21 protein-coding genes are annotated in these 17,669 nt (G+C 63.8%); 2 read left to right on the forward strand and 19 right to left on the reverse strand.

Features of this window, described 5'->3' with window-relative positions:
• Positions 1-10: 10 nt before the first annotated feature.
• From rplV to ACJ7Z0_RS14090, 18 genes are all read right to left on the reverse strand, one after another.
• Positions 11-343 (reverse strand): 50S ribosomal protein L22, encoded by a 333-nt coding sequence (rplV, locus tag ACJ7Z0_RS14005; protein WP_007838134.1) that lies wholly within the window; start codon positions 341-343, stop codon positions 11-13.
• A 9-nt stretch (positions 344-352) separates the two neighbouring features.
• Positions 353-631: a 30S ribosomal protein S19 gene (rpsS, locus tag ACJ7Z0_RS14010; RefSeq protein ID WP_007838132.1), complete on the reverse strand. Its 279-nt coding sequence runs from the start codon at positions 629-631 to the stop codon at positions 353-355.
• 10 nt (positions 632-641) lie between these two features.
• Complete coding sequence (gene rplB / locus ACJ7Z0_RS14015; protein WP_055807934.1) at positions 642-1,466, reverse strand: 50S ribosomal protein L2; 825 nt, start codon at positions 1,464-1,466, stop codon at positions 642-644.
• Between the two features lie 2 nt (positions 1,467-1,468).
• Positions 1,469-1,804: a 50S ribosomal protein L23 gene (gene rplW, locus ACJ7Z0_RS14020; RefSeq protein ID WP_007838129.1), complete on the reverse strand. Its 336-nt coding sequence runs from the start codon at positions 1,802-1,804 to the stop codon at positions 1,469-1,471.
• Complete coding sequence (gene rplD, locus ACJ7Z0_RS14025) at positions 1,801-2,421, reverse strand: 50S ribosomal protein L4 (RefSeq protein WP_013543942.1); 621 nt, start codon at positions 2,419-2,421, stop codon at positions 1,801-1,803. Before rplD ends, rplW begins: the two co-directional genes overlap by 4 nt.
• Positions 2,421-3,101, reverse strand: coding sequence for a 50S ribosomal protein L3 (gene rplC / locus ACJ7Z0_RS14030; protein WP_055807931.1), 681 nt, complete (start codon positions 3,099-3,101; stop codon positions 2,421-2,423). The genes rplD and rplC overlap by 1 nt, the downstream gene beginning before the upstream one ends.
• Positions 3,102-3,343: 242 nt before the next feature.
• Positions 3,344-3,886, reverse strand: coding sequence for a hypothetical protein (locus tag ACJ7Z0_RS14035; protein WP_434790325.1), 543 nt, complete (start codon positions 3,884-3,886; stop codon positions 3,344-3,346).
• Between the two features lie 23 nt (positions 3,887-3,909).
• A complete protein-coding gene (locus tag ACJ7Z0_RS14040; protein WP_434790326.1) occupies positions 3,910-5,505 on the reverse strand; it encodes a hypothetical protein in 1,596 nt (531 codons plus the stop codon).
• A 158-nt stretch (positions 5,506-5,663) separates the two neighbouring features.
• Positions 5,664-5,978: a 30S ribosomal protein S10 gene (gene rpsJ, locus ACJ7Z0_RS14045; protein WP_007838118.1), complete on the reverse strand. Its 315-nt coding sequence runs from the start codon at positions 5,976-5,978 to the stop codon at positions 5,664-5,666.
• Positions 5,979-5,999: 21 nt separating this feature from the next.
• Positions 6,000-7,193, reverse strand: coding sequence for an elongation factor Tu (tuf, locus tag ACJ7Z0_RS14050; protein WP_012745744.1), 1,194 nt, complete (start codon positions 7,191-7,193; stop codon positions 6,000-6,002).
• Positions 7,194-7,389: 196 nt separating this feature from the next.
• On the reverse strand, positions 7,390-9,489 hold the full coding sequence (fusA, locus tag ACJ7Z0_RS14055) for an elongation factor G (RefSeq protein ID WP_093023825.1): 2,100 nt from the start codon (positions 9,487-9,489) through the stop codon (positions 7,390-7,392).
• 96 nt (positions 9,490-9,585) lie between these two features.
• A complete protein-coding gene (rpsG, locus tag ACJ7Z0_RS14060; RefSeq protein WP_101491328.1) occupies positions 9,586-10,059 on the reverse strand; it encodes a 30S ribosomal protein S7 in 474 nt (157 codons plus the stop codon).
• A 153-nt stretch (positions 10,060-10,212) separates the two neighbouring features.
• Entirely contained in the window at positions 10,213-10,590 is a 378-nt protein-coding gene (gene rpsL, locus ACJ7Z0_RS14065) for a 30S ribosomal protein S12 (RefSeq protein ID WP_013543948.1), read from the reverse strand.
• Positions 10,591-10,751: 161 nt separating this feature from the next.
• Positions 10,752-11,921, reverse strand: a complete 1,170-nt coding sequence (locus ACJ7Z0_RS14070) for a D-alanyl-D-alanine carboxypeptidase family protein (RefSeq protein ID WP_434790327.1) — start codon at positions 11,919-11,921, stop codon at positions 10,752-10,754.
• 41 nt (positions 11,922-11,962) lie between these two features.
• Complete coding sequence (locus ACJ7Z0_RS14075) at positions 11,963-12,601, reverse strand: alpha/beta hydrolase (protein WP_434790328.1); 639 nt, start codon at positions 12,599-12,601, stop codon at positions 11,963-11,965.
• A gap of 72 nt (positions 12,602-12,673) precedes the next feature.
• Complete coding sequence (locus tag ACJ7Z0_RS14080; RefSeq protein WP_431126872.1) at positions 12,674-13,027, reverse strand: (2Fe-2S) ferredoxin domain-containing protein; 354 nt, start codon at positions 13,025-13,027, stop codon at positions 12,674-12,676.
• Positions 13,028-13,071: 44 nt separating this feature from the next.
• Complete coding sequence (locus tag ACJ7Z0_RS14085; RefSeq protein ID WP_431126871.1) at positions 13,072-14,187, reverse strand: VanZ family protein; 1,116 nt, start codon at positions 14,185-14,187, stop codon at positions 13,072-13,074.
• 9 nt (positions 14,188-14,196) lie between these two features.
• Positions 14,197-14,625, reverse strand: coding sequence for a CopD family protein (locus tag ACJ7Z0_RS14090; RefSeq protein WP_431126869.1), 429 nt, complete (start codon positions 14,623-14,625; stop codon positions 14,197-14,199).
• Positions 14,626-14,993: 368 nt separating this feature from the next.
• Between ACJ7Z0_RS14090 and hemB the strand changes: the two genes are divergently transcribed.
• On the forward strand, positions 14,994-15,983 hold the full coding sequence (gene hemB, locus ACJ7Z0_RS14095) for a porphobilinogen synthase (protein ID WP_431132423.1): 990 nt from the start codon (positions 14,994-14,996) through the stop codon (positions 15,981-15,983).
• A 66-nt stretch (positions 15,984-16,049) separates the two neighbouring features.
• Positions 16,050-17,204: a magnesium transporter CorA family protein gene (locus ACJ7Z0_RS14100; RefSeq protein ID WP_434790329.1), complete on the forward strand. Its 1,155-nt coding sequence runs from the start codon at positions 16,050-16,052 to the stop codon at positions 17,202-17,204.
• Positions 17,205-17,289: 85 nt separating this feature from the next.
• Here ACJ7Z0_RS14100 and ACJ7Z0_RS14105 read toward each other — a convergent pair whose 3' ends face one another.
• Positions 17,290-17,658, reverse strand: a complete 369-nt coding sequence (locus ACJ7Z0_RS14105; protein WP_431126865.1) for a DUF4148 domain-containing protein — start codon at positions 17,656-17,658, stop codon at positions 17,290-17,292.
• Positions 17,659-17,669: the final 11 nt, after the last annotated feature.

Genomic DNA, 17,669 nt, shown 5'->3' on the forward strand with positions numbered 1-17,669 from the left:
CCAGGCGTTCTTAGTTGCCAACCGTCACGTACACATGGCACGTGGGCTTGCTGATGCGGTTACCGCGACCCTTGGCTCGCGCCGTGAAGCGCTTGAGCGTGGCACCTTGTTCGACGTAGATGGTCTTGACCTTCAGTTCGTCGATATCGGCGCCATCGTTGTGCTCGGCGTTGGCGATTGCCGACTCGAGCACCTTCTTGATGATCACAGCGGCTTTTTTCTGCGTGAATTGCAGAACGTTGAGCGCTTGATCAACCTTCTTGCCGCGGATCAGGTCAGCGACCAGACGGCCCTTGTCGACCGAGAGGCGGACACCGCGGAGGACTGCACGTGTTTCAGACATGGTCGTTCCTTACTTCTTCTGGACTTTCTTGTCCGCGGGGTGCCCCTTGAACGTGCGCGTGAGCGCAAATTCGCCGAGCTTGTGGCCGACCATCTGGTCGGTGATGTAGACAGGCACGTGCTGCTTGCCGTTGTGCACGGCAATGGTCAGGCCGATGAACTCGGGCAGAACCATCGAGCGGCGCGACCAGGTCTTGATCGGCTTCTTGTCCTTCGTCGTCACAGCCTTGTCGGCCTTGGCCACGAGGTGATGGTCAACAAACGGACCCTTTTTGAGAGAGCGAGTCATTTGCTATCCCTTACTTCTTGCGGCGCGACACGATGAAGACCTGCGTGCGCTTGTTGTTACGGGTACGGTAGCCCTTGGTCAGGTTGCCCCATGGGTCGACAGGATGGCGGCCTTCGCCGGTCTTGCCTTCGCCACCACCGTGCGGGTGGTCGACCGGGTTCATCACCACACCGCGAACGGTCGGGCGAATACCCATGTGACGCTTCACACCGGCCTTGCCGAGTTGGCGCAGGCTGTGCTCTTCGTTTGCGACTTCACCGATGGTGGCGCGGCATTCGATGTGGATGCGGCGCACCTCACCCGAACGCATGCGGACCTGGGCGTAGACGCCTTCGCGAGCCAGCAGCGTGGCCGACGTGCCAGCCGAACGCGCGATCTGCGCGCCCTTGCCGGGTTGCAGTTCGATGCAGTGGATCGTCGAGCCGACCGGAATGTTGCGGATCGGCAGCGTGTTGCCGGCGCGGATCGGGGCTTCCGAACCGCTCAGCAGCGTTGCACCGGCTTCAAGACCGCGTGGGGCGATGATGTAGCGGCGCTCGCCGTCGGCGTAGCAGACCAGGGCAATGTGGGCGGTGCGGTTCGGGTCGTATTCGATGCGTTCGACCTTGGCCGGGATGCCGTCCTTGTTGCGCACGAAGTCGACAACGCGATAGTGATGCTTGTGACCACCGCCGCGATGGCGAATCGTGATGTGACCGTTGTTGTTGCGACCGGCAGCCTGGAACTGCGGCTCGAGCAACGGCGCGTGAGGGGCACCCTTGTACAGGTGGTCCCGCGAAATCTTCACCGCGCCGCGTTGGCCCGGCGAAGTGGGTTTCATCTTGATGACAGCCATGATTAAGCGCCTTCCCCGACGAGGTTGAGCTCTTGACCGGGCTTCAGGGTCACATAGGCCTTGCGAACGTTGTCGCGGCGGCCGATGGACTTGCCAAAGCGCTTGGTCTTGCCCTTGGTGTTGAGCACCGACACGCCCTGGACTTCGACCTTGAACATCAGTTCGACAGCGGCCTTGATCTCGGGCTTGGTGGCGTCTTGCAGCACCTTGAAAGTGACAGCGTTCGACTTCTCGCCGACCATCGTTGCCTTTTCGGACACGATCGGGGCGACCAGCACCGCCATCAGGCGGCCTTCTTCGAACGTACGTTCAGCGGCGGTAGGGTTCACGCGGCTCATGCGAACATCTCCTTGAGCTTGTCGACGGCACCCTTGGTGACCAGCACCTTCTTGTAGTGGACCAGCGACACCGGATCGGCGTAGCGGGGTTCGACCACGAGAATGTTGACCAGATTGCGCGAGGCAAGGTACAGGTTTTCGTCGACTTCTTCGGCGATCACGAGCACGGACTCGAGATTCATTGCCTTGAAACGGGCTGCCAGCGGCTTCGTCTTGGGCGAATCCACGGTCAGCGAATCCACCACGGCCAGACGGCCTTCGCGAGCGAGCTGCGAGAAGATGGCGGCCATGCCGGCGCGGTACATCTTCTTGTTGATCTTCTGCGAGAAGTTTTCGTCAGGCATGTTCGGGAAAATCCGGCCACCCCCGCGCCACAGCGGCGAGGACGTCATACCGGCACGGGCGCGGCCCGTTCCCTTTTGCTTGAAAGGCTTCTTGGTCGAGTGCTTGACCTGTTCGCGGTCCTTCTGGGCGCGCGTGCCTTGGCGGGCGTTGGCCTGGAATGCAACGACGATCTGGTGAACCAGGTCTTCGTTGTAGTCACGGCCGAACACGGTCTCGGGGGCGTCGTACTTCGACGCGGCCTGGCCTTGTTCGTTCAGGAGTTCGAGTTGCATTACTTCGCTCCTTCGGCCGCTTGCGGCTTGGCCTTGATGGCGGGACGCACGGTGACGAAGCCACCCTTTGCGCCCGGGATCGCGCCCTTGATGAGCAACAGTTGACGCGCTTCGTCGATGCGGAACACATCGAGGTTCTGCGTGGTCTTGGTGACGTCGCCGAGGTGGCCCGTCATGCGCTTGCCGGGGAACACGCGACCGGGGTCTTGTGCCATGCCGATCGAGCCGGGAACGTTGTGCGAACGGCTGTTACCGTGCGACGCGCGTTGCGAGCTCATGTTGTGGCGCTTGATGGTGCCGGCGAAGCCCTTGCCGATCGAGGTGCCTTGCACGTCGACCTTCTGGCCCACCGAGAACACGCTGCTCGCGGCGATGACGCCGCCAGCCTTGTGCTGGTCAGCGGTGTCGGCGGTCACGCGGAATTCGCGGATGATTTCACCAGCTTCGACACCCGCCTTGGCGAGGTGGCCGGCTTGCGGCTTGGTCACGCGCGATGCTTTGCGCGAACCGAACGTCACTTGCAGTGCGACGTAGCCGTCGGTCTCTTGCGACTTGATCTGGGTCACACGGTTGTTGGACACATCCACCACCGTGACAGGAACTGCGTCCCCGTCATCGGTGAAGAGACGCATCATCCCCACCTTGCGGCCCAGCAACCCGAGGGAGTTGCTCAGACTCATTTGTTTTCTCCAAAAATGGAAGCTCCCTTCGCCGCTGCCACTTCAATTGGCGACAGCGTTTGGCCGATTCCCTGGGGGCACCGGCCTGCGAAAGAAGGTTGATAAATCTCTACTCCCATGGCGTCCGCATAGACGCAACAAGGGCAGAGCCAGCGATTATAGCCCGCTATGCATGCGCAGTGCAAGCAGCGTTGTAAAGCGATCCCGGGGCGTGTTCAGCCCCGAAAAGTGCTGCTTTTTACCTATTTGACCGGCATCGTGATGATGCCGTCACCGCCCGGCGTGCGCTTCATCTCACCCGTGGTTTTCTGGGCCGGCGTTGCTGTTCCGGTCTGGATGGGGACGGAAATCGCGCTCGACGCCCCGCCCTGGGTGATGAACACATTGAGGTAGGCCAGGCCTTCGGCCTCGCTCACCACGACGACGGTGGCCGTGGTTCGCTTGCCCGACGGCAGCGTCAGCGTGCTGCTTCCCTGGAGCGTCAGCCCGCGGTCGGCACTCAGGCGCACCGTGGCGCCTTCAGCCTCGGTCACGTCATCGAACTGCAGCACGACGGGCGTCGCCCGGCCCACCTGCGGCGTGGCGTCGAGGCGGTATTGGAGCCTGACGCCGGAACTTCCGGGCTTTTGCGGTGCGGTGGTCATGGGCGCGGTGCGGTGCTGTGCCCCCGCATGCCTGGGCTTGGCGCTGCGCGCCGCAGGGTCGCCGTCCGCCGCGGCCGGCGCCGGCAACGTGGCCAGCGCCAGGCACGCGATGGCCATCATCGAATTCGAACGGATGTTCATGGCGGCCTTTCTTGCCTTTCCTGCTACTGGATGGAGACTTTGAAGCATGTCAGCGCTCCGGAATTGTTGAGGTCCGACACGGCAAGAACGTATTCGCCGGACGACAGGCTGACTGCGTTGCTTTCTCGAGCGATGAACCCGCCCCTGAAGAGGTCGAAATCGGGATTCGAGCCGGCCGGACCTCCGTTGACCACGATCTGGTAGCTGCGGCTGGCGGGCGCGGTGAAGCGAAGGTAGGAGAAGCTGCCCAGCTTGTTGTCGGTACCGGCCGAACTGGAAACGCAGGCCTGGGTCGGGGCGCCGCCTACGGCCGCGAGCCTGTACATCGGCAGCGTGATCGGGATTCCGCCATCGTTCGTCTCCGCGCCGCCATAGGGATCGTTGCCCGTCGCGTGGATGTCTTGCCCGGCGAGCAGGGTTGCCAGCGATGCGGCGCTCGTCGGCGCCGTCGCATTGAAGGCCGCCGCGAACGGATGAATCGACGTGACGGCAGTACCGCTCCTGAACTGACTTCCGGTCAGCGTGTCATGGATCGGCTTGAAACCGACCTGCTGGTTGAGATTCCAGAAAATCGACTGGATCGAAGGCTCGCGGTACCAGCCCGGCGTGGTCGGGGGGCCCGCAGCGAGGTCGATGTTGGTGCTGAACTGCGCCGCCGACTGCTGGGGGCCGCCCGAGTCGACATAGTTCCGGCGCTCGAGCGCGATGCCCGACCAGGCGTTGCCCCAGCCCTCGGAGAAGGCGAGCCGGCGATCGAGGCGCTGGCCCTGCGAATGGGAGCCGCCCATCGAGTCGTCGCGGCTGAAGGCCGATTGGTAGTAATGGCCCCATTCATGCGCGATCACCGAATTGTCGTATTCGTCGGTATCCACGTCTTCCTTGCCGAGCACATAGATTTCGCGGCCGCTGCTTCTGTTGACGAAGAATGTGGTGCCGATCTGCCCTGCCGCGACGCTGCCGGGAGAAGGCGCATTGTTGATGCTCCAGTACACGCGCAGCACCGGAAACGCCGTGGCCGGGGCGACCGACACCACCTTCTGCATGGCGGCGTAGACCGTGTCGAGGATGGCAAAAGGTCCCGCCACCCGATCGCCCGTATAGCCTGAGCCACCCCAACCCGAGGGCGCATGGATGTCGCGCACCATTGCCACCGCACCCGATGAGAAAGCGGGGCTCTGCATGCTGTACAGCGTGCCGGACCGGACGTTGTCGCGCACGGTGACATCCCAGCTCGCACCTGGACCGCTACGGGCCAGTTGGGCGTTGACGCGCACCGCGATCGCCGTGTTTGCGGGCACGGACACCGAGTAGGCACCGTTGTCGTCGGTGGTCGCCGCGGCCAGTTGCACGGAGCTTGCCGCATCGAGCACTTCCAGCAGCGCACCGCGCACCGGCTTGGGCGTGGCGCTGGCATAAACCAGCGTGCCATTCGGGTTCGGAACGGATTCATAGGTGGCCGTGCCGCTCAGCGTCACCGCGCTCGACGTGCCGGGCGCTACCGGCAAGAAGGGCAGACCACCACCGCCGCCTCCGCCGCCCCCACCACCGCAACCGGCCAGCAGCGCTGCTGCCGTGATGCACGCCATCACCCCCGACGCAAAAGAGATACCTTGTCTCATGCTGTGCTGCCTCTTGCCTTTCCACTGACCCGTGCCTTCCCATGGATGGAGAGGCCGCCGCCCCGGCGAGGATGCCACATCGGCGCTACAAAAAAACAAAGCCCGCCTGCATTTCTGCAGTCGGGCTTCATCAAGAACGCGGCGCGAGGCCGCGGTGCTTATTGCAGCTTGATTTCGACGTCCACGCCGGCCGGCAGGTCGAGCTTCATCAGCGCGTCCACGGTCTTGTCGGTCGGATCGACGATGTCCATCAGGCGCTGGTGCGTGCGGATCTCGAGCTGGTCGCGCGACGTCTTGTTGACGTGCGGCGAACGCAGGATGTCGAAACGTTTCATGCGGGTCGGCAGGGGCACGGGACCCTTGACGATCGCGCCGGTGCGCTTGGCGGTATCAACGATTTCGGCTGCCGACTGGTCGATCAGCTTGTAGTCGAACGCCTTCAGGCGGATGCGGATTTTTTGCTTGGTAGCCATGATGATTCCTTTGCGTCCGGCTTAGATGTCGAGGATCTTGGCCACGACGCCCGAACCCACGGTACGGCCGCCTTCGCGGATGGCGAAGCGCAGGCCTTCTTCCATCGCGATCGGGTTGATCAGCTTCACGGTGATGCTGACGTTGTCGCCAGGCATGACCATTTCCTTGTCCTTGGGCAGCTCGATCGCGCCGGTCACGTCCGTCGTGCGGAAGTAGAACTGCGGACGGTAGTTGTTGAAGAACGGCGTGTGACGGCCACCTTCGTCCTTGGACAGCACGTACACCTCGGCGGTGAAGTGGGTGTGCGGCTTGATCGAGCCGGGCTTGCACAGCACTTGGCCGCGCTCGACTTCTTCGCGCTTGGTGCCGCGCAGCAGCACGCCGACGTTGTCGCCCGCCTGGCCTTGGTCCAGCAGCTTGCGGAACATTTCCACGCCGGTGCAGGTGGTCTTGACGGTCGGGCGGATGCCGACGATCTCGATTTCCTCGCCGACCTTGATCACGCCGCGCTCGACGGCGCCGGTCACGACGGTGCCGCGGCCGGAGATCGAGAACACGTCTTCCACGGGCATCAGGAAGGTGCCGTCCACGGCGCGCTCGGGCGTCGGGATGTAGGTATCGAGGGCTTCGGCCAGCTTCATGATGGCTTCTTCACCCAGCTTGCCCTTGTCGCCTTCCAGGGCGAGCTTGGCCGAGCCGTGGATGATGGGGGTGTCGTCGCCCGGGAATTCGTACTTGTCCAGCAGCTCGCGCACTTCCATTTCAACGAGTTCGAGCAGTTCGGCGTCGTCGACCATGTCGCACTTGTTCAGGAACACGATGATGTAGCCCACACCGACCTGACGGGCCAGCAGGATGTGCTCGCGGGTCTGGGGCATGGGGCCGTCGGCGGCCGAGCACACGAGAATGGCGCCGTCCATCTGGGCCGCGCCGGTGATCATGTTCTTGACGTAGTCGGCGTGGCCGGGGCAGTCGACGTGAGCGTAGTGGCGGTTGGCCGTTTCGTACTCGACGTGGGCGGTGTTGATGGTGATGCCGCGGGCCTTTTCTTCGGGCGCCGCGTCGATCTGGTCGTAGGCCTTGGCTTCGCCGCCGAACTTGGCCGACAGCACCGTGGCGATGGCCGCCGTCAGCGTGGTCTTGCCGTGGTCGACGTGACCGATCGTGCCCACGTTCACGTGCGGCTTGGTGCGGGTGAATTTACCTTTTGCCATTTTTCAATCCTTGAAAGAGCATTCCCGTGTATTGGTTTTATGTCTGCACCCGATTGCTGGTTCGCCTCGCACGGGAACGCGGCGGCACCGGATCGCAGACAACGAGAGCCGCGCACTGCGCGACCCCACATTCTTTTTAGTCAGTTGGGGACAGAGCAAATTTGCTGCGCAAATCCTGGTCTGTCCCGCAAAGACATTACTTAGCGCGAGCTGCCACGATGGCTTCGGCAACGTTGCGCGGAGCTTCAGCGTAGTGCTTGAACTCCATCGTGTACGTGGCACGGCCTTGCGACATCGAACGCAGCGTGGTCGAGTAGCCGAACATTTCCGACAGCGGCACTTCGGCCTTGATGGCCTTGCCGCCACCGATCATGTCTTCCATGCCCTGCACCATGCCGCGGCGTGAGGACAGGTCGCCCATCACGTTGCCGGCGTAGTCTTCAGGCGTTTCGACTTCCACGGCCATCATCGGCTCGAGAATCACGGGGCTGGCCTTGCGGGCGCCTTCCTTGAAACCGAAGATGGCGGCCATCTTGAACGCCATTTCGTTCGAGTCCACGTCGTGGTACGAGCCGAAGTGCAGCGTGACCTTGACGTCGACGACGGGGTAGCCCGCCAGCACGCCCTGGGTCAGCGCTTCCACAACGCCCTTTTCCACTGCGGGGATGTATTCGCGAGGAACCACACCGCCCTTGATGGCGTCGACGAACTCGAAGCCCTTGCCCGCTTCCTGCGGCTCGAGCTTCAGGATGACGTGGCCGTACTGGCCCTTGCCGCCCGACTGGCGAACGAACTTGCCTTCGGCATCTTCGACCGTCTTGCGGATCGTTTCGCGGTAGGCCACTTGCGGCTTGCCCACGTTGGCTTCCACGCCGAACTCGCGCTTCATGCGGTCCACGATGATTTCGAGGTGAAGCTCGCCCATGCCGGCGATGATGGTCTGGCCCGATTCTTCGTCGGTCTTGACGCGGAACGACGGGTCTTCCTGTGCCAGGCGTTGCAGGGCGATGCCCATCTTTTCCTGGTCGACCTTGGTCTTGGGCTCGACGGCCTGGGAGATCACCGATTCCGGGAACACCATGCGCTCGAGCGTCAGGATGGCGGCGGGATCGCACAGGGTTTCGCCCGTGGTCACTTCCTTCAGGCCAATACAGGCGGCGATGTCGCCGGCGCGGATTTCGCTCACTTCGACGCGGTTGTTGGCGTGCATCTGCACGATCCGGCCGATACGCTCTTTCTTGCCACGCACCGGGTTGTAGACGCTGTCGCCCTTGGTCAGCACGCCGGAATAGACGCGAACGAAAGTCAGCTGGCCGACGAACGGGTCGGTCATGAGCTTGAAAGCGAGCGCGGAGAACTTCTCGTCGTCGTCGGCCTTGCGGGTCGTCGGCACTTCGTCTTCGTCCATGCCCTTGACCGGCGGGATGTCCGTCGGTGCGGGCATGTATTCGACGACGGCGTCGAGCATGGCTTGCACGCCCTTGTTCTTGAAGGCCGAGCCGCACAGCATCGGCTGGATTTCGCCAGCGATGGTGCGTTGGCGGATCGCAGCCTTGATTTCGGCTTCGGTCAGCTCATTGCCTTCGAGGTACTTGTTCATGAGCTCTTCGCTCGCTTCGGCAGCGGCTTCGACGAGCTTTTCGCGGTACTCGGCGCACACCTCGGCCAGGTCGGCCGGGATTTCGCCGTACTTGAAGGTCACGCCCTTTTCTTCGTCCCAGATGATCGACTTCATCTTGACCAGGTCGACGATGCCCTGGAAGCGCTCTTCGGCGCCGATCGGGATCTGGATCACGACGGGGTTGGCCTTCAGGCGGTCCACCATCATCTGGCGCACGCGCAGGAAGTCGGCGCCGGTGCGGTCCATCTTGTTGACGAACGCGAGGCGCGGAACCTTGTACTTGTTGGCTTGGCGCCAGACGGTTTCGGACTGGGGCTGCACGCCGCCGACCGCGTCGTACACCATGACAGCGCCGTCCAGCACGCGCATCGAGCGCTCGACTTCAATGGTGAAGTCCACGTGGCCGGGGGTGTCGATGATGTTGATGCGGTGTTCGTCGAACGTGCCCGCCATGCCCTTCCAGAAGCAGGTGGTGGCAGCCGAGGTGATCGTGATGCCGCGCTCTTGCTCTTGCTCCATCCAGTCCATCGTGGCGGCGCCATCGTGCACTTCACCGATCTTGTGGTTCACACCGGTGTAGAACAGGATGCGCTCGGTCGTCGTGGTCTTGCCGGCGTCGATGTGCGCGGAGATGCCGATGTTGCGGTAGCGCTCGATGGGGGTCTTGCGGGACATGATTTACTTTCGGGTTAAATGCGTTGAGCGCTGGGCCCTGAGCCCGGGCGACATCGCCCGACACTCAACGCCCAACGCCCAAGCGAAGTTTGATTCTTAGAAGCGGAAGTGGCTGAACGCCCGGTTGGCTTCTGCCATGCGGTGCACTTCGTCGCGCTTCTTCATGGCGCCGCCACGGCCTTCCGTGGCTTCCATCAGTTCGTTGGCCAAACGCAAGGCCATCGACTTTTCGCCGCGCTTGCGGGCAGCTTCCTTGATCCAGCGCATCGACAGGGCGAGGCGACGGACGGGACGGACTTCGACCGGCACTTGATAGTTCGCACCGCCAACGCGGCGCGACTTCACTTCGACCATCGGCTTCACGTTGTTGATGGCAACGGTGAACGCCTCGAGGGGGTCCTTGTCCGGGTTCTTCTTCTCGATGAATTCGAGGGCACCGTAAATGATGCGCTCGGCAACAGCCTTCTTGCCGCCTTCCATGATCACGTTCATGAATTTGGACAGCTCGACATTGCCGTACTTGGGATCCGGCAGGATTTCACGTTTGGGGACTTCGCGACGACGTGGCATGTTACTAACCTCTTTGCTTCAGTTGGCACCGTTTCCGGCACCGCGAGAGCCATTCCGGACTCTCACTTACTCGACCCGACATTGGGTCACTCCGTTCGATGTGCCCGCCAAGGCAACCGAACACCATTTGTTTGTTTTTTACGACAGGAAGGCTTACGCCTTCTTGGGACGCTTCGCGCCGTACTTGGAACGCGACTGCTTGCGGTCTTTCACGCCTTGCAGGTCGAGCGAGCCGCGCACGATGTGGTAGCGAACACCGGGCAAGTCCTTGACACGACCGCCGCGAACCAGCACGACGCTGTGTTCCTGCAGGTTGTGGCCTTCGCCGCCGATGTAGGAAATGACTTCGAAGCCATTGGTCAGACGGACCTTGGCAACTTTACGAAGCGCCGAGTTGGGCTTCTTTGGCGTCGTGGTGTAGACGCGGGTGCAGACACCGCGGCGTTGCGGCGAGTTCTGCATGGCAGGGCTCTTCGAATTGATCTTTTCGACCGTTCGACCCTGACGCACCAGTTGATTGATGGTTGGCATGAATGAATTAGTCCCAAAACAACCCGGCTTTGGCTGTGAACCGCCCTTGTCGTGACTCAAGGAAGCCGGGAATAACGAAAACGTGAAACCCTTCGGAAAATTCCGAAAAGCCCACGAGTATAGCAGTCCACCCCGCCGTCAGCAATTGCTATGCGCTGGCATCACTTGATCCAGAGCCGGACGGCATCCCAGGCGCGGCCAAAAATACCCGCCTGCTCGACGCCTTCCAGCGCCACCAGCGGCACATCGGCCAAAGGCTGGTCGTCCAGGGTCACCTTGAGCGAGCCCACGGGCTGGTACTTGGTGAACGGCGCCACCAGCGGATCGGGGCGCGCCACCTGGGTCTTGATCTTGTTGGCGGTACCCGCCGGTACCGCCACCACGATCGCTTCCGGACGGCCCAGCTTGAGCGTGTTGGCCTTGCCCTTCCAGACCGCCGGCGTGGCGGCCGGCTGGCCGGCGTCGAACAGGCGGACGGCGTCGTAGGCGGTGTAGCCCCAGTTCAGCAGCTTTTGCGACTCGTTGGCGCGCACGGTTTCACCCGAGGTGCCCAGCACGATCGACAGCAGGCGGCGGCCGCCGGTCAGGTTGGGGAAGTCGCGCTTGGCGGTGGCGATCATGCAATAGCCGGCCGCCTCGGTATGGCCGGTCTTGAGGCCGTCGACGGTCGGGTCGCGAAACAGCAGCAGGTTGCGGTTGGTGTCGTTGGTCGAGGGCGTGCCGGGGTAGCGGTACTTCTTGATGGCGTAGTACTTGGCTTCTTCGGGGAAGTCTCGCACCAGGCGCGTCGCAAGAATGCTCAGGTCGCGCGCCGTGGTGGTGTGGCCGGGCGCCGTGAGGCCCTCGGGGTTCTTGTAGGCAGTGTTCTTCATGCCCAGCGCCTTGGCCTGCGCATTCATGAGTTCGACAAAATGCTCCACCGTGCCGCCCACGCCTTCGGCCAGCGCCACCGTGGCGTCGTTGCCCGACTGGACGATGAGCCCCTTGATCAGGTCTTCGACCGGCACCTGCATCTTCGGGTCGATGAACATGCGCGAACCGGGCATCTTCCAGGCGCGCTGGCTGACGGGCAAGGTCTGGGTCAGCGTGATCTTCTTGGCGCGCAGCGCGTCGAACACGATGTAGGCCGACATCAGCTTGGTGAGTGAGGCCGGCTCGACCGGGCTGTCGATGTCCTTCTGGGCGAGGATCTGGTTGGCCGTGATGTCGAGCAGCAGGTAGCTGCGCGCGGCAATTTCCGGCGGTGCCGGCACCTGGGCAGCGGCAATCATGCAGACCGAAGCGGCGGCGCCCAGCACCAGGGCGCGAAACGCGGCAAGAAAACGATTCATGGGAGAGATTGGGAGAAAACGAAAACAAGCCCGCAGGGCTTTCATGCGATGCCCGCGCGCAGATGGCGGACGACCAGACTTTTGAGCAGCGGCAATTGTCCGTGAAAGAAATGGCCGCCCCCGGGGACAACCGTGACAGGAAGTGACTGCGGCCGCGCCCAGTCCATGACAGCCGACAGCGGCACCGTGTCGTCGGCTTCGCCGTGGACCACCAGCGTGCGCTCATGTGCTTCGGCCGGCAGCGTGGCCACGGAAAAGCGCGAGGCCGCCGTTCCAACGAGCACGAGCTGCCGAATGTCACGAGACGCCCAGAGCTTTTCGGCCGCGCAGCTCGCCACGAAGGCGCCGAACGAAAACCCGGCGATGGCCAGCGGGCCCTCGGGGGCGAGCCGTTCGACGACGTTCAGCATGTCTTCGCGCTCACCGCGGCCTTCGTCGTGCACGCCCTCGCTCGCGCCCACGCCTCTAAAGTTGAAGCGCACCGCGGTCCAGCCGCAGGCGACGAATGCACGCGCCAGGGTCTGCACCACCTTGTTGTCCATGGTGCCGCCGAACAACGGATGCGGATGGGCGATGACCGCGATGCCGCGCGCGCCGTCGGCCGCGGACGGCTGGTCGCGCTGCACCTCGATGACGCCGGCGGCGCCCTGGAGGCGGATCTTTTCGGTCTGGGAGTTCATGGGGCTGGGAATGGAACGGCCCGGCGGCGGCGGGCTGGGTGGACGGTACGAGCGCGGGACTTCCGGAAAAGTTCAGCGGCCGACATCGGGAGGCAGCACGAGGCGCTCGACGACCTTGCCGTTCTTCAGATGCGACTCGACGATTTCGTCGATGTCTTCGGCATCGACGAAGGTGTACCAGACCGCCTCGGGGTAGACCACCGCCACGGGCCCGCCGGCGCACCGATCGAGACAGCCGGCCTTGTTGACCCTGACTTTGCCCGGGCCGGCCAACCCCGCTTCCTTTACCTTTGCCTTGCAGCGGTCGAAGCCTTGCTGGGCGTTGTGCAGGGCGCAGCAGTCTTCACCGTTCTTGCGCTCGTTGAGGCAGAAGAAGATGTGGCGGCCGTAGTAGCCGTGCGGCGCGGCGGGAGTGGAACTGGGCATCCATCGATTTTAGTGACGCCCGCCATGCGCCATCGATCACCCTCTCAACCGGCTTGGCGGCCGCGGCGCGACAGGGCGGCCACCACATAGGCCAGTACCGCAAACGGCCACACCCAACCCAGCCACTGCGCCAGGCCGTGAAAGCGGATGAAGCGCCCCTGCTCCCAGGTGGCCAGGGTCTGGGCGAAATACGCGCTCTCGGGCGCCTGGTTCAAAAGGCTCAGCTGGATCACCAGGCCCACCAGCAGCAAGGCCGCGCACAGCCGGCGCGGAGCTCCCAGCAGCAGCATGCCTGCGAACAAGGCGCTCGCAATGCCGACCTGCACCGGCAGGCCCAGCCAGGCCCATGCATGTTCCGGCCCGTAACTCATGGCCGCCGACAGCGCCGAGGCGCCAATGCCGGCCAGCAGCGTGAGCGGCAGCAGCACGGCACGACGGGCCACCGTGCGCGTCACCAGGAAGGCCAGCAGGCAAGGCACCAGGGCCCCGAGCATCACGCACAGCAGTTCGGCGGCGGGCACCAGCGGCTCGAGCTCGAACTGTCGAAGCGGCATCCAGTCGATGAAAGGCGTGTCGAGCAGCCACTCCGAGATTGCGACCTCGAGCCGCTCGAACACCTGGCCGAGCCCGAAGGTCACGGCCGCCGGAAACAAAAGCGCGATGGGCCACAGCGCCAGCAGCACCAGCGCGCCGCGAGACTCTTCGACGAACCATTGCGAGCGCGTGCGGCTCCAGTGCGCCACCGCGCCAAGGCGCTCCAGGCCCACCGCCAGCATGGCCCCCAGAAGGGCGCCGGAGGTGTTCAGCCCCAGGTCGACATTGGAAGGAATGCGCGCCGGCAAATAGCTCTGCAGCGTCTCCATCGCAAAGGCCACCGCTGCGCCGGCCACCGTGGCGCGCAGCATGGCGCGCCAGACGCTCGCGTCGCGTCGCGTGCGCAGCACGGCCAGCGCGCAAAGAAAGCCGAAGGGCACGTAGCCGCCGACATTGACCGCGAAATCGAAGCCCGTCCAGTACTTGGGCCACGACGCCGACAAATAGGCCCAGGGTGCAATGCCCTGGTCGCGCCAGTCGGCAAACGGATAAAGGCTGGCATAGACGATCAACGCCGCATAGGCGAGCGCAAGGGGCAGCGCGGCGGTCTTGTGCTGCGTCTCCACCTTGGCGGCTCAGAACGGCTTGACGACCACCAGCACCACGATGCAAAGCAGCAGCAGGACGGGCAGTTCGTTGAACCAGCGGTACCAGCGATGGCTGCGCTGCTGGCCTCCGGCCACGAAGCGGCGCAGCAGCACGCCGCAGCCATGGTGATAACCGACGGCGGCCAGGACCAGCGCCAGCTTGGCATGCATCCAGCCGTTGCCCGGTCCGCGTCCGATGCCGTAGCCCAGCCAGAGCCAAAGACCGAAACCCAAGGCCGGAATGGCCAGGAAAGTCGTAAACCGCAACAGCTTGCGCGCCATCAGCAGCAAGCGCTCACGTTCGGCAACGGACTCCGGCGGCACCATCGCCAGATTGACGAATATCCGCGGCAGATAGAACAACCCCGCGAACCAGCTCGCAATGAAGACGATGTGAAAAGATTTGACCCAGAGCATGCCGGCAGTTTAGTGGTCGGCTGCGCCCTTCCGGCCTTTGCCCGCCGGAACGGGCGCAGCGGGCAAAAAAAAGCCCGACGTCTGCACGTCGGGCTGGGAAGCCCTTTTGCTGTCACACATCAAGGCACCCGCTCAGGGAGGAAAAGCGGGGAGCGGCAAGCCGCCCGCTTTAGAATTTAACAAAGACGAAACAAGGTTTCAAGCGAAACGGCCACTTTCTTTGACATTTCCACGCAAAAAAAGAGAACCTTCGGGCTACCGATTCGAGGGGTGATCAGAGCGCCTTCTCGCAGGACGGCTCATACGTGGATTGGCGCTTCAGGCACAATTTTCCGCTTATGACGCCCTCCTCCTTCTCCTCCTTTGCCATGTACCCCGCCGGCCGGCCGCGCCGCCTGCGCCGCGATGCCTTCACCCGCAACCTGGTCAGGGAGCATGCGCTGACGGCGCACGATTTGATCTACCCCGTGTTCGTGCAGGAAGGCGAGAAAAAGCGCGATGCCGTGTCTTCGATGCCCGGCGTGGACCGCCTGAGCCTCGACCTGCTGCTGCCGCTGGCGGAGCAGTGCGTGGAAGCCGGCATTCCGGTGATGGCGCTTTTTCCGGTCATCGACGCCAGCCTCAAGACACCGTCGGGCGACGAAGCCTTCAACCCCGACGGGTTGATTCCCCGGGTGGTCGCGGCGCTCAAGTCGCGCTTTCCGGAGCTCGGCGTGATGACCGACGTGGCGCTCGACCCCTACACCAGCCATGGGCAGGACGGCCTGCTCGATGAGACCGGCTACATCCTGAACGACGCCACCGTCGAAGTCCTGGTGAAGCAGGCGCTCGCGCAATCGCAAGCCGGCGTGGACATCGTGGCGCCCAGCGACATGATGGACGGCCGCATCGGCGCCATCCGCAGCGCGCTGGAAGCCCGCGGCGACGTTCACACCCGCATCATGGCTTACAGCGCCAAGTACGCCAGCGCTTTCTACGGCCCGTTCCGCGATGCCGTGGGCTCGGCCGCGACGCTCGGCAAGAGCAACAAGAAGGTCTACCAGATGGACCCGGGCAACAGCGACGAGGCGCTGCGCGAAGTCGGCCTCGACATCGCCGAGGGCGCCGACATGGTGATGGTGAAGCCCGGCATGCCCTACCTGGACATCGTGCGCCGCGTGAAAGACGAATTCCACGTGCCCACCTTCGCCTATCAGGTGAGCGGCGAATACGCGATGCTCAAGGCCGCTGCGCAGAACGGCTGGCTCGACCACGACGCGGTGGTGCTCGAAAGCCTGCTCGCTTTCAAGCGCGCCGGCGCCGACGGCGTGCTCACCTACTTCGCACTTGACGCTGCACGTTTGCTACAAAAACAATAGCTCACCACCTTCTGGATCCGCGGAGGCGGGCCCGAACGGCAATGAAAGAGAGCAACAAGGCGGTCCATGCGCATCATTGAAATCAACCGCTCGCAGGTGAGCGAGCACCAGGCGCTGGCGCCGCTCACGGTGCCGGGCGCCTGCGGCGCGCAAGGCTATCTCTGGATTTCGCTGACGCGGGAGGAGTTTCGCGCCTCGCTGCCGGAAGTTCAGCAGATCCTGCAGTCGCTCTGCCTCACCCAACTGGTCGACCTGCATGTGGCCGACCTGCTCAACGACCAGTTGCCTTCGCACTTCGACTACACCTCGAAATACGACGTGCTGGTGTTCCGGCGCCTCTCGAGCGGCCCAGGCCAGACGGCGCCGGGCAACGGCAAGGGGACGGTCAGCGGCGAGCCGCCCCTTGCCGGGCGCCGCGGCCCGCCGGTGCTGCGCCGGGTCGACACCCGCCCGGTGGGTTTCGCCGTGTTCGACCGCGTGCTGCTCTCGGTGCACCCCGAGGACGGCGCGGTGCGCGACGCCTTTGCCGCCCGGCTGCTGGCGGCCGGGTCGCCCGACGGCCTGGGCGCCCCGGCGCTCGACGTGCGCGCCACCTCGGCCCGGGTGCCGACCGGCACTGCCGACCTGATGCTTCGGGTCATCAACCAGATCGTCGACGGTTACCTGGACATGCGCCGCGAGCTCACCCGCCAGCTCGACCATTGGCAGACCGAGCTGATCGATCCGCGCAGCCGCTTCACCAACTGGGGCGCGCTGATGGAAACCCGGCAGTCGCTGCACCACCTGGACGAAATCTGCGAGGACCAGCGCGCCGCCATACAGGACTGGATCGATTTGCTCGAAACCTTGCCGTCGCCGAAAGGCGAGGCAGAGCAGCGCGAGCGGGAACTGATCATGGTGCGAAGCCGCGACGTGCTCGAGCACATCGAGCGCGTGGTGCATCACGTGCGCCGGCTCGAGCAGAACGCGGAAACCGCGGTGCAGATGCATTTCAGCGTCCAGGGCCACCGCGCCAACGACATCATGCGGGTGCTCACCGTGCTGACCGCCATCTTCCTGCCGCTCAACCTCATTGCCGGCATCTTCGGCATGAACTTCGAGTTCATTCCGCTGGTGCACAAGGCGGACGGTTTCTGGATCGCGATGGGCGCAATGTTGACCATCGCGGTGCTGCTGGTCGTGATTTTCTGGCGCAAGCGCTATCTCGCGCGAACACGCTGACCACCCGCCCCAACAAAAAAAGCCACGCTTTCGCGTGGCTTTTCTTTCTTCAAGCAGCCCCGAAGGGCCCGCTTGCCTTGCCGGCTTACTTGGCGACGGCGCCCGAGCCTTGCTGGGCTTGAACGCGTGCGTCCATCGGGTGGGGCATCGTCGAGATGACCTTGCTGTTGACGCGCGAGCCGCCGGTCACGTTCTGGTCCGGTGCGTAGGCGGTGCGAATCGCTTCGGCTTCCACGATGGCACGGTCCTTCGACACGGCAACCGTTTCCGGGCCGCGCGAACCGCGGGTCACGTTCTGGTTCGGAGCCGCTGCGGTGCGCACGGCTTCGGCGTTCACTTCGTCACGGCTCTTGGTCGAGACGGCGGTGTTCACGCCATCGTAGCTTTCAGCTTGGGCGCCAGTGGCGGCCAGCAGGGTCAGGGCGGCGGCAGCGAGGATGTGCGAGGTCTTCATTTTCAGTTCCT

Origin of the sequence: Variovorax palleresanus (assembly GCF_051144945.1) — a bacterium.
GTDB lineage: Bacteria > Pseudomonadota > Gammaproteobacteria > Burkholderiales > Burkholderiaceae_C > Variovorax > Variovorax paradoxus_S.

Bases quoted from the DNA above. Each gene is read 5' to 3' on its own strand.
- rplV (WP_007838134.1), bottom strand. From the start codon at position 343: ATGTCTGAAACACGTGCAGTCCTCCGCGGTGTCCGCCTCTCGGTCGAC.
- rpsS (WP_007838132.1), bottom strand. From the start codon at position 631: ATGACTCGCTCTCTCAAAAAGGGTCCGTTTGTTGACCATCACCTCGTG.
- rplB (WP_055807934.1), bottom strand. From the start codon at position 1,466: ATGGCTGTCATCAAGATGAAACCCACTTCGCCGGGCCAACGCGGCGCG.
- rplW (WP_007838129.1), bottom strand. From the start codon at position 1,804: ATGAGCCGCGTGAACCCTACCGCCGCTGAACGTACGTTCGAAGAAGGC.
- rplD (WP_013543942.1), bottom strand. From the start codon at position 2,421: ATGCAACTCGAACTCCTGAACGAACAAGGCCAGGCCGCGTCGAAGTAC.
- rplC (WP_055807931.1), bottom strand. From the start codon at position 3,101: ATGAGTCTGAGCAACTCCCTCGGGTTGCTGGGCCGCAAGGTGGGGATG.
- ACJ7Z0_RS14035 (WP_434790325.1), bottom strand. From the start codon at position 3,886: ATGAACATCCGTTCGAATTCGATGATGGCCATCGCGTGCCTGGCGCTG.
- ACJ7Z0_RS14040 (WP_434790326.1), bottom strand. From the start codon at position 5,505: ATGAGACAAGGTATCTCTTTTGCGTCGGGGGTGATGGCGTGCATCACG.
- rpsJ (WP_007838118.1), bottom strand. From the start codon at position 5,978: ATGGCTACCAAGCAAAAAATCCGCATCCGCCTGAAGGCGTTCGACTAC.
- tuf (WP_012745744.1), bottom strand. From the start codon at position 7,193: ATGGCAAAAGGTAAATTCACCCGCACCAAGCCGCACGTGAACGTGGGC.
- fusA (WP_093023825.1), bottom strand. From the start codon at position 9,489: ATGTCCCGCAAGACCCCCATCGAGCGCTACCGCAACATCGGCATCTCC.
- rpsG (WP_101491328.1), bottom strand. From the start codon at position 10,059: ATGCCACGTCGTCGCGAAGTCCCCAAACGTGAAATCCTGCCGGATCCC.
- rpsL (WP_013543948.1), bottom strand. From the start codon at position 10,590: ATGCCAACCATCAATCAACTGGTGCGTCAGGGTCGAACGGTCGAAAAG.
- ACJ7Z0_RS14070 (WP_434790327.1), bottom strand. From the start codon at position 11,921: ATGAATCGTTTTCTTGCCGCGTTTCGCGCCCTGGTGCTGGGCGCCGCC.
- ACJ7Z0_RS14075 (WP_434790328.1), bottom strand. From the start codon at position 12,601: ATGAACTCCCAGACCGAAAAGATCCGCCTCCAGGGCGCCGCCGGCGTC.
- ACJ7Z0_RS14080 (WP_431126872.1), bottom strand. From the start codon at position 13,027: ATGCCCAGTTCCACTCCCGCCGCGCCGCACGGCTACTACGGCCGCCAC.
- ACJ7Z0_RS14090 (WP_431126869.1), bottom strand. From the start codon at position 14,625: ATGCTCTGGGTCAAATCTTTTCACATCGTCTTCATTGCGAGCTGGTTC.
- hemB (WP_431132423.1), top strand. From the start codon at position 14,994: ATGTACCCCGCCGGCCGGCCGCGCCGCCTGCGCCGCGATGCCTTCACC.
- ACJ7Z0_RS14100 (WP_434790329.1), top strand. From the start codon at position 16,050: ATGCGCATCATTGAAATCAACCGCTCGCAGGTGAGCGAGCACCAGGCG.
- ACJ7Z0_RS14105 (WP_431126865.1), bottom strand. From the start codon at position 17,658: ATGAAGACCTCGCACATCCTCGCTGCCGCCGCCCTGACCCTGCTGGCC.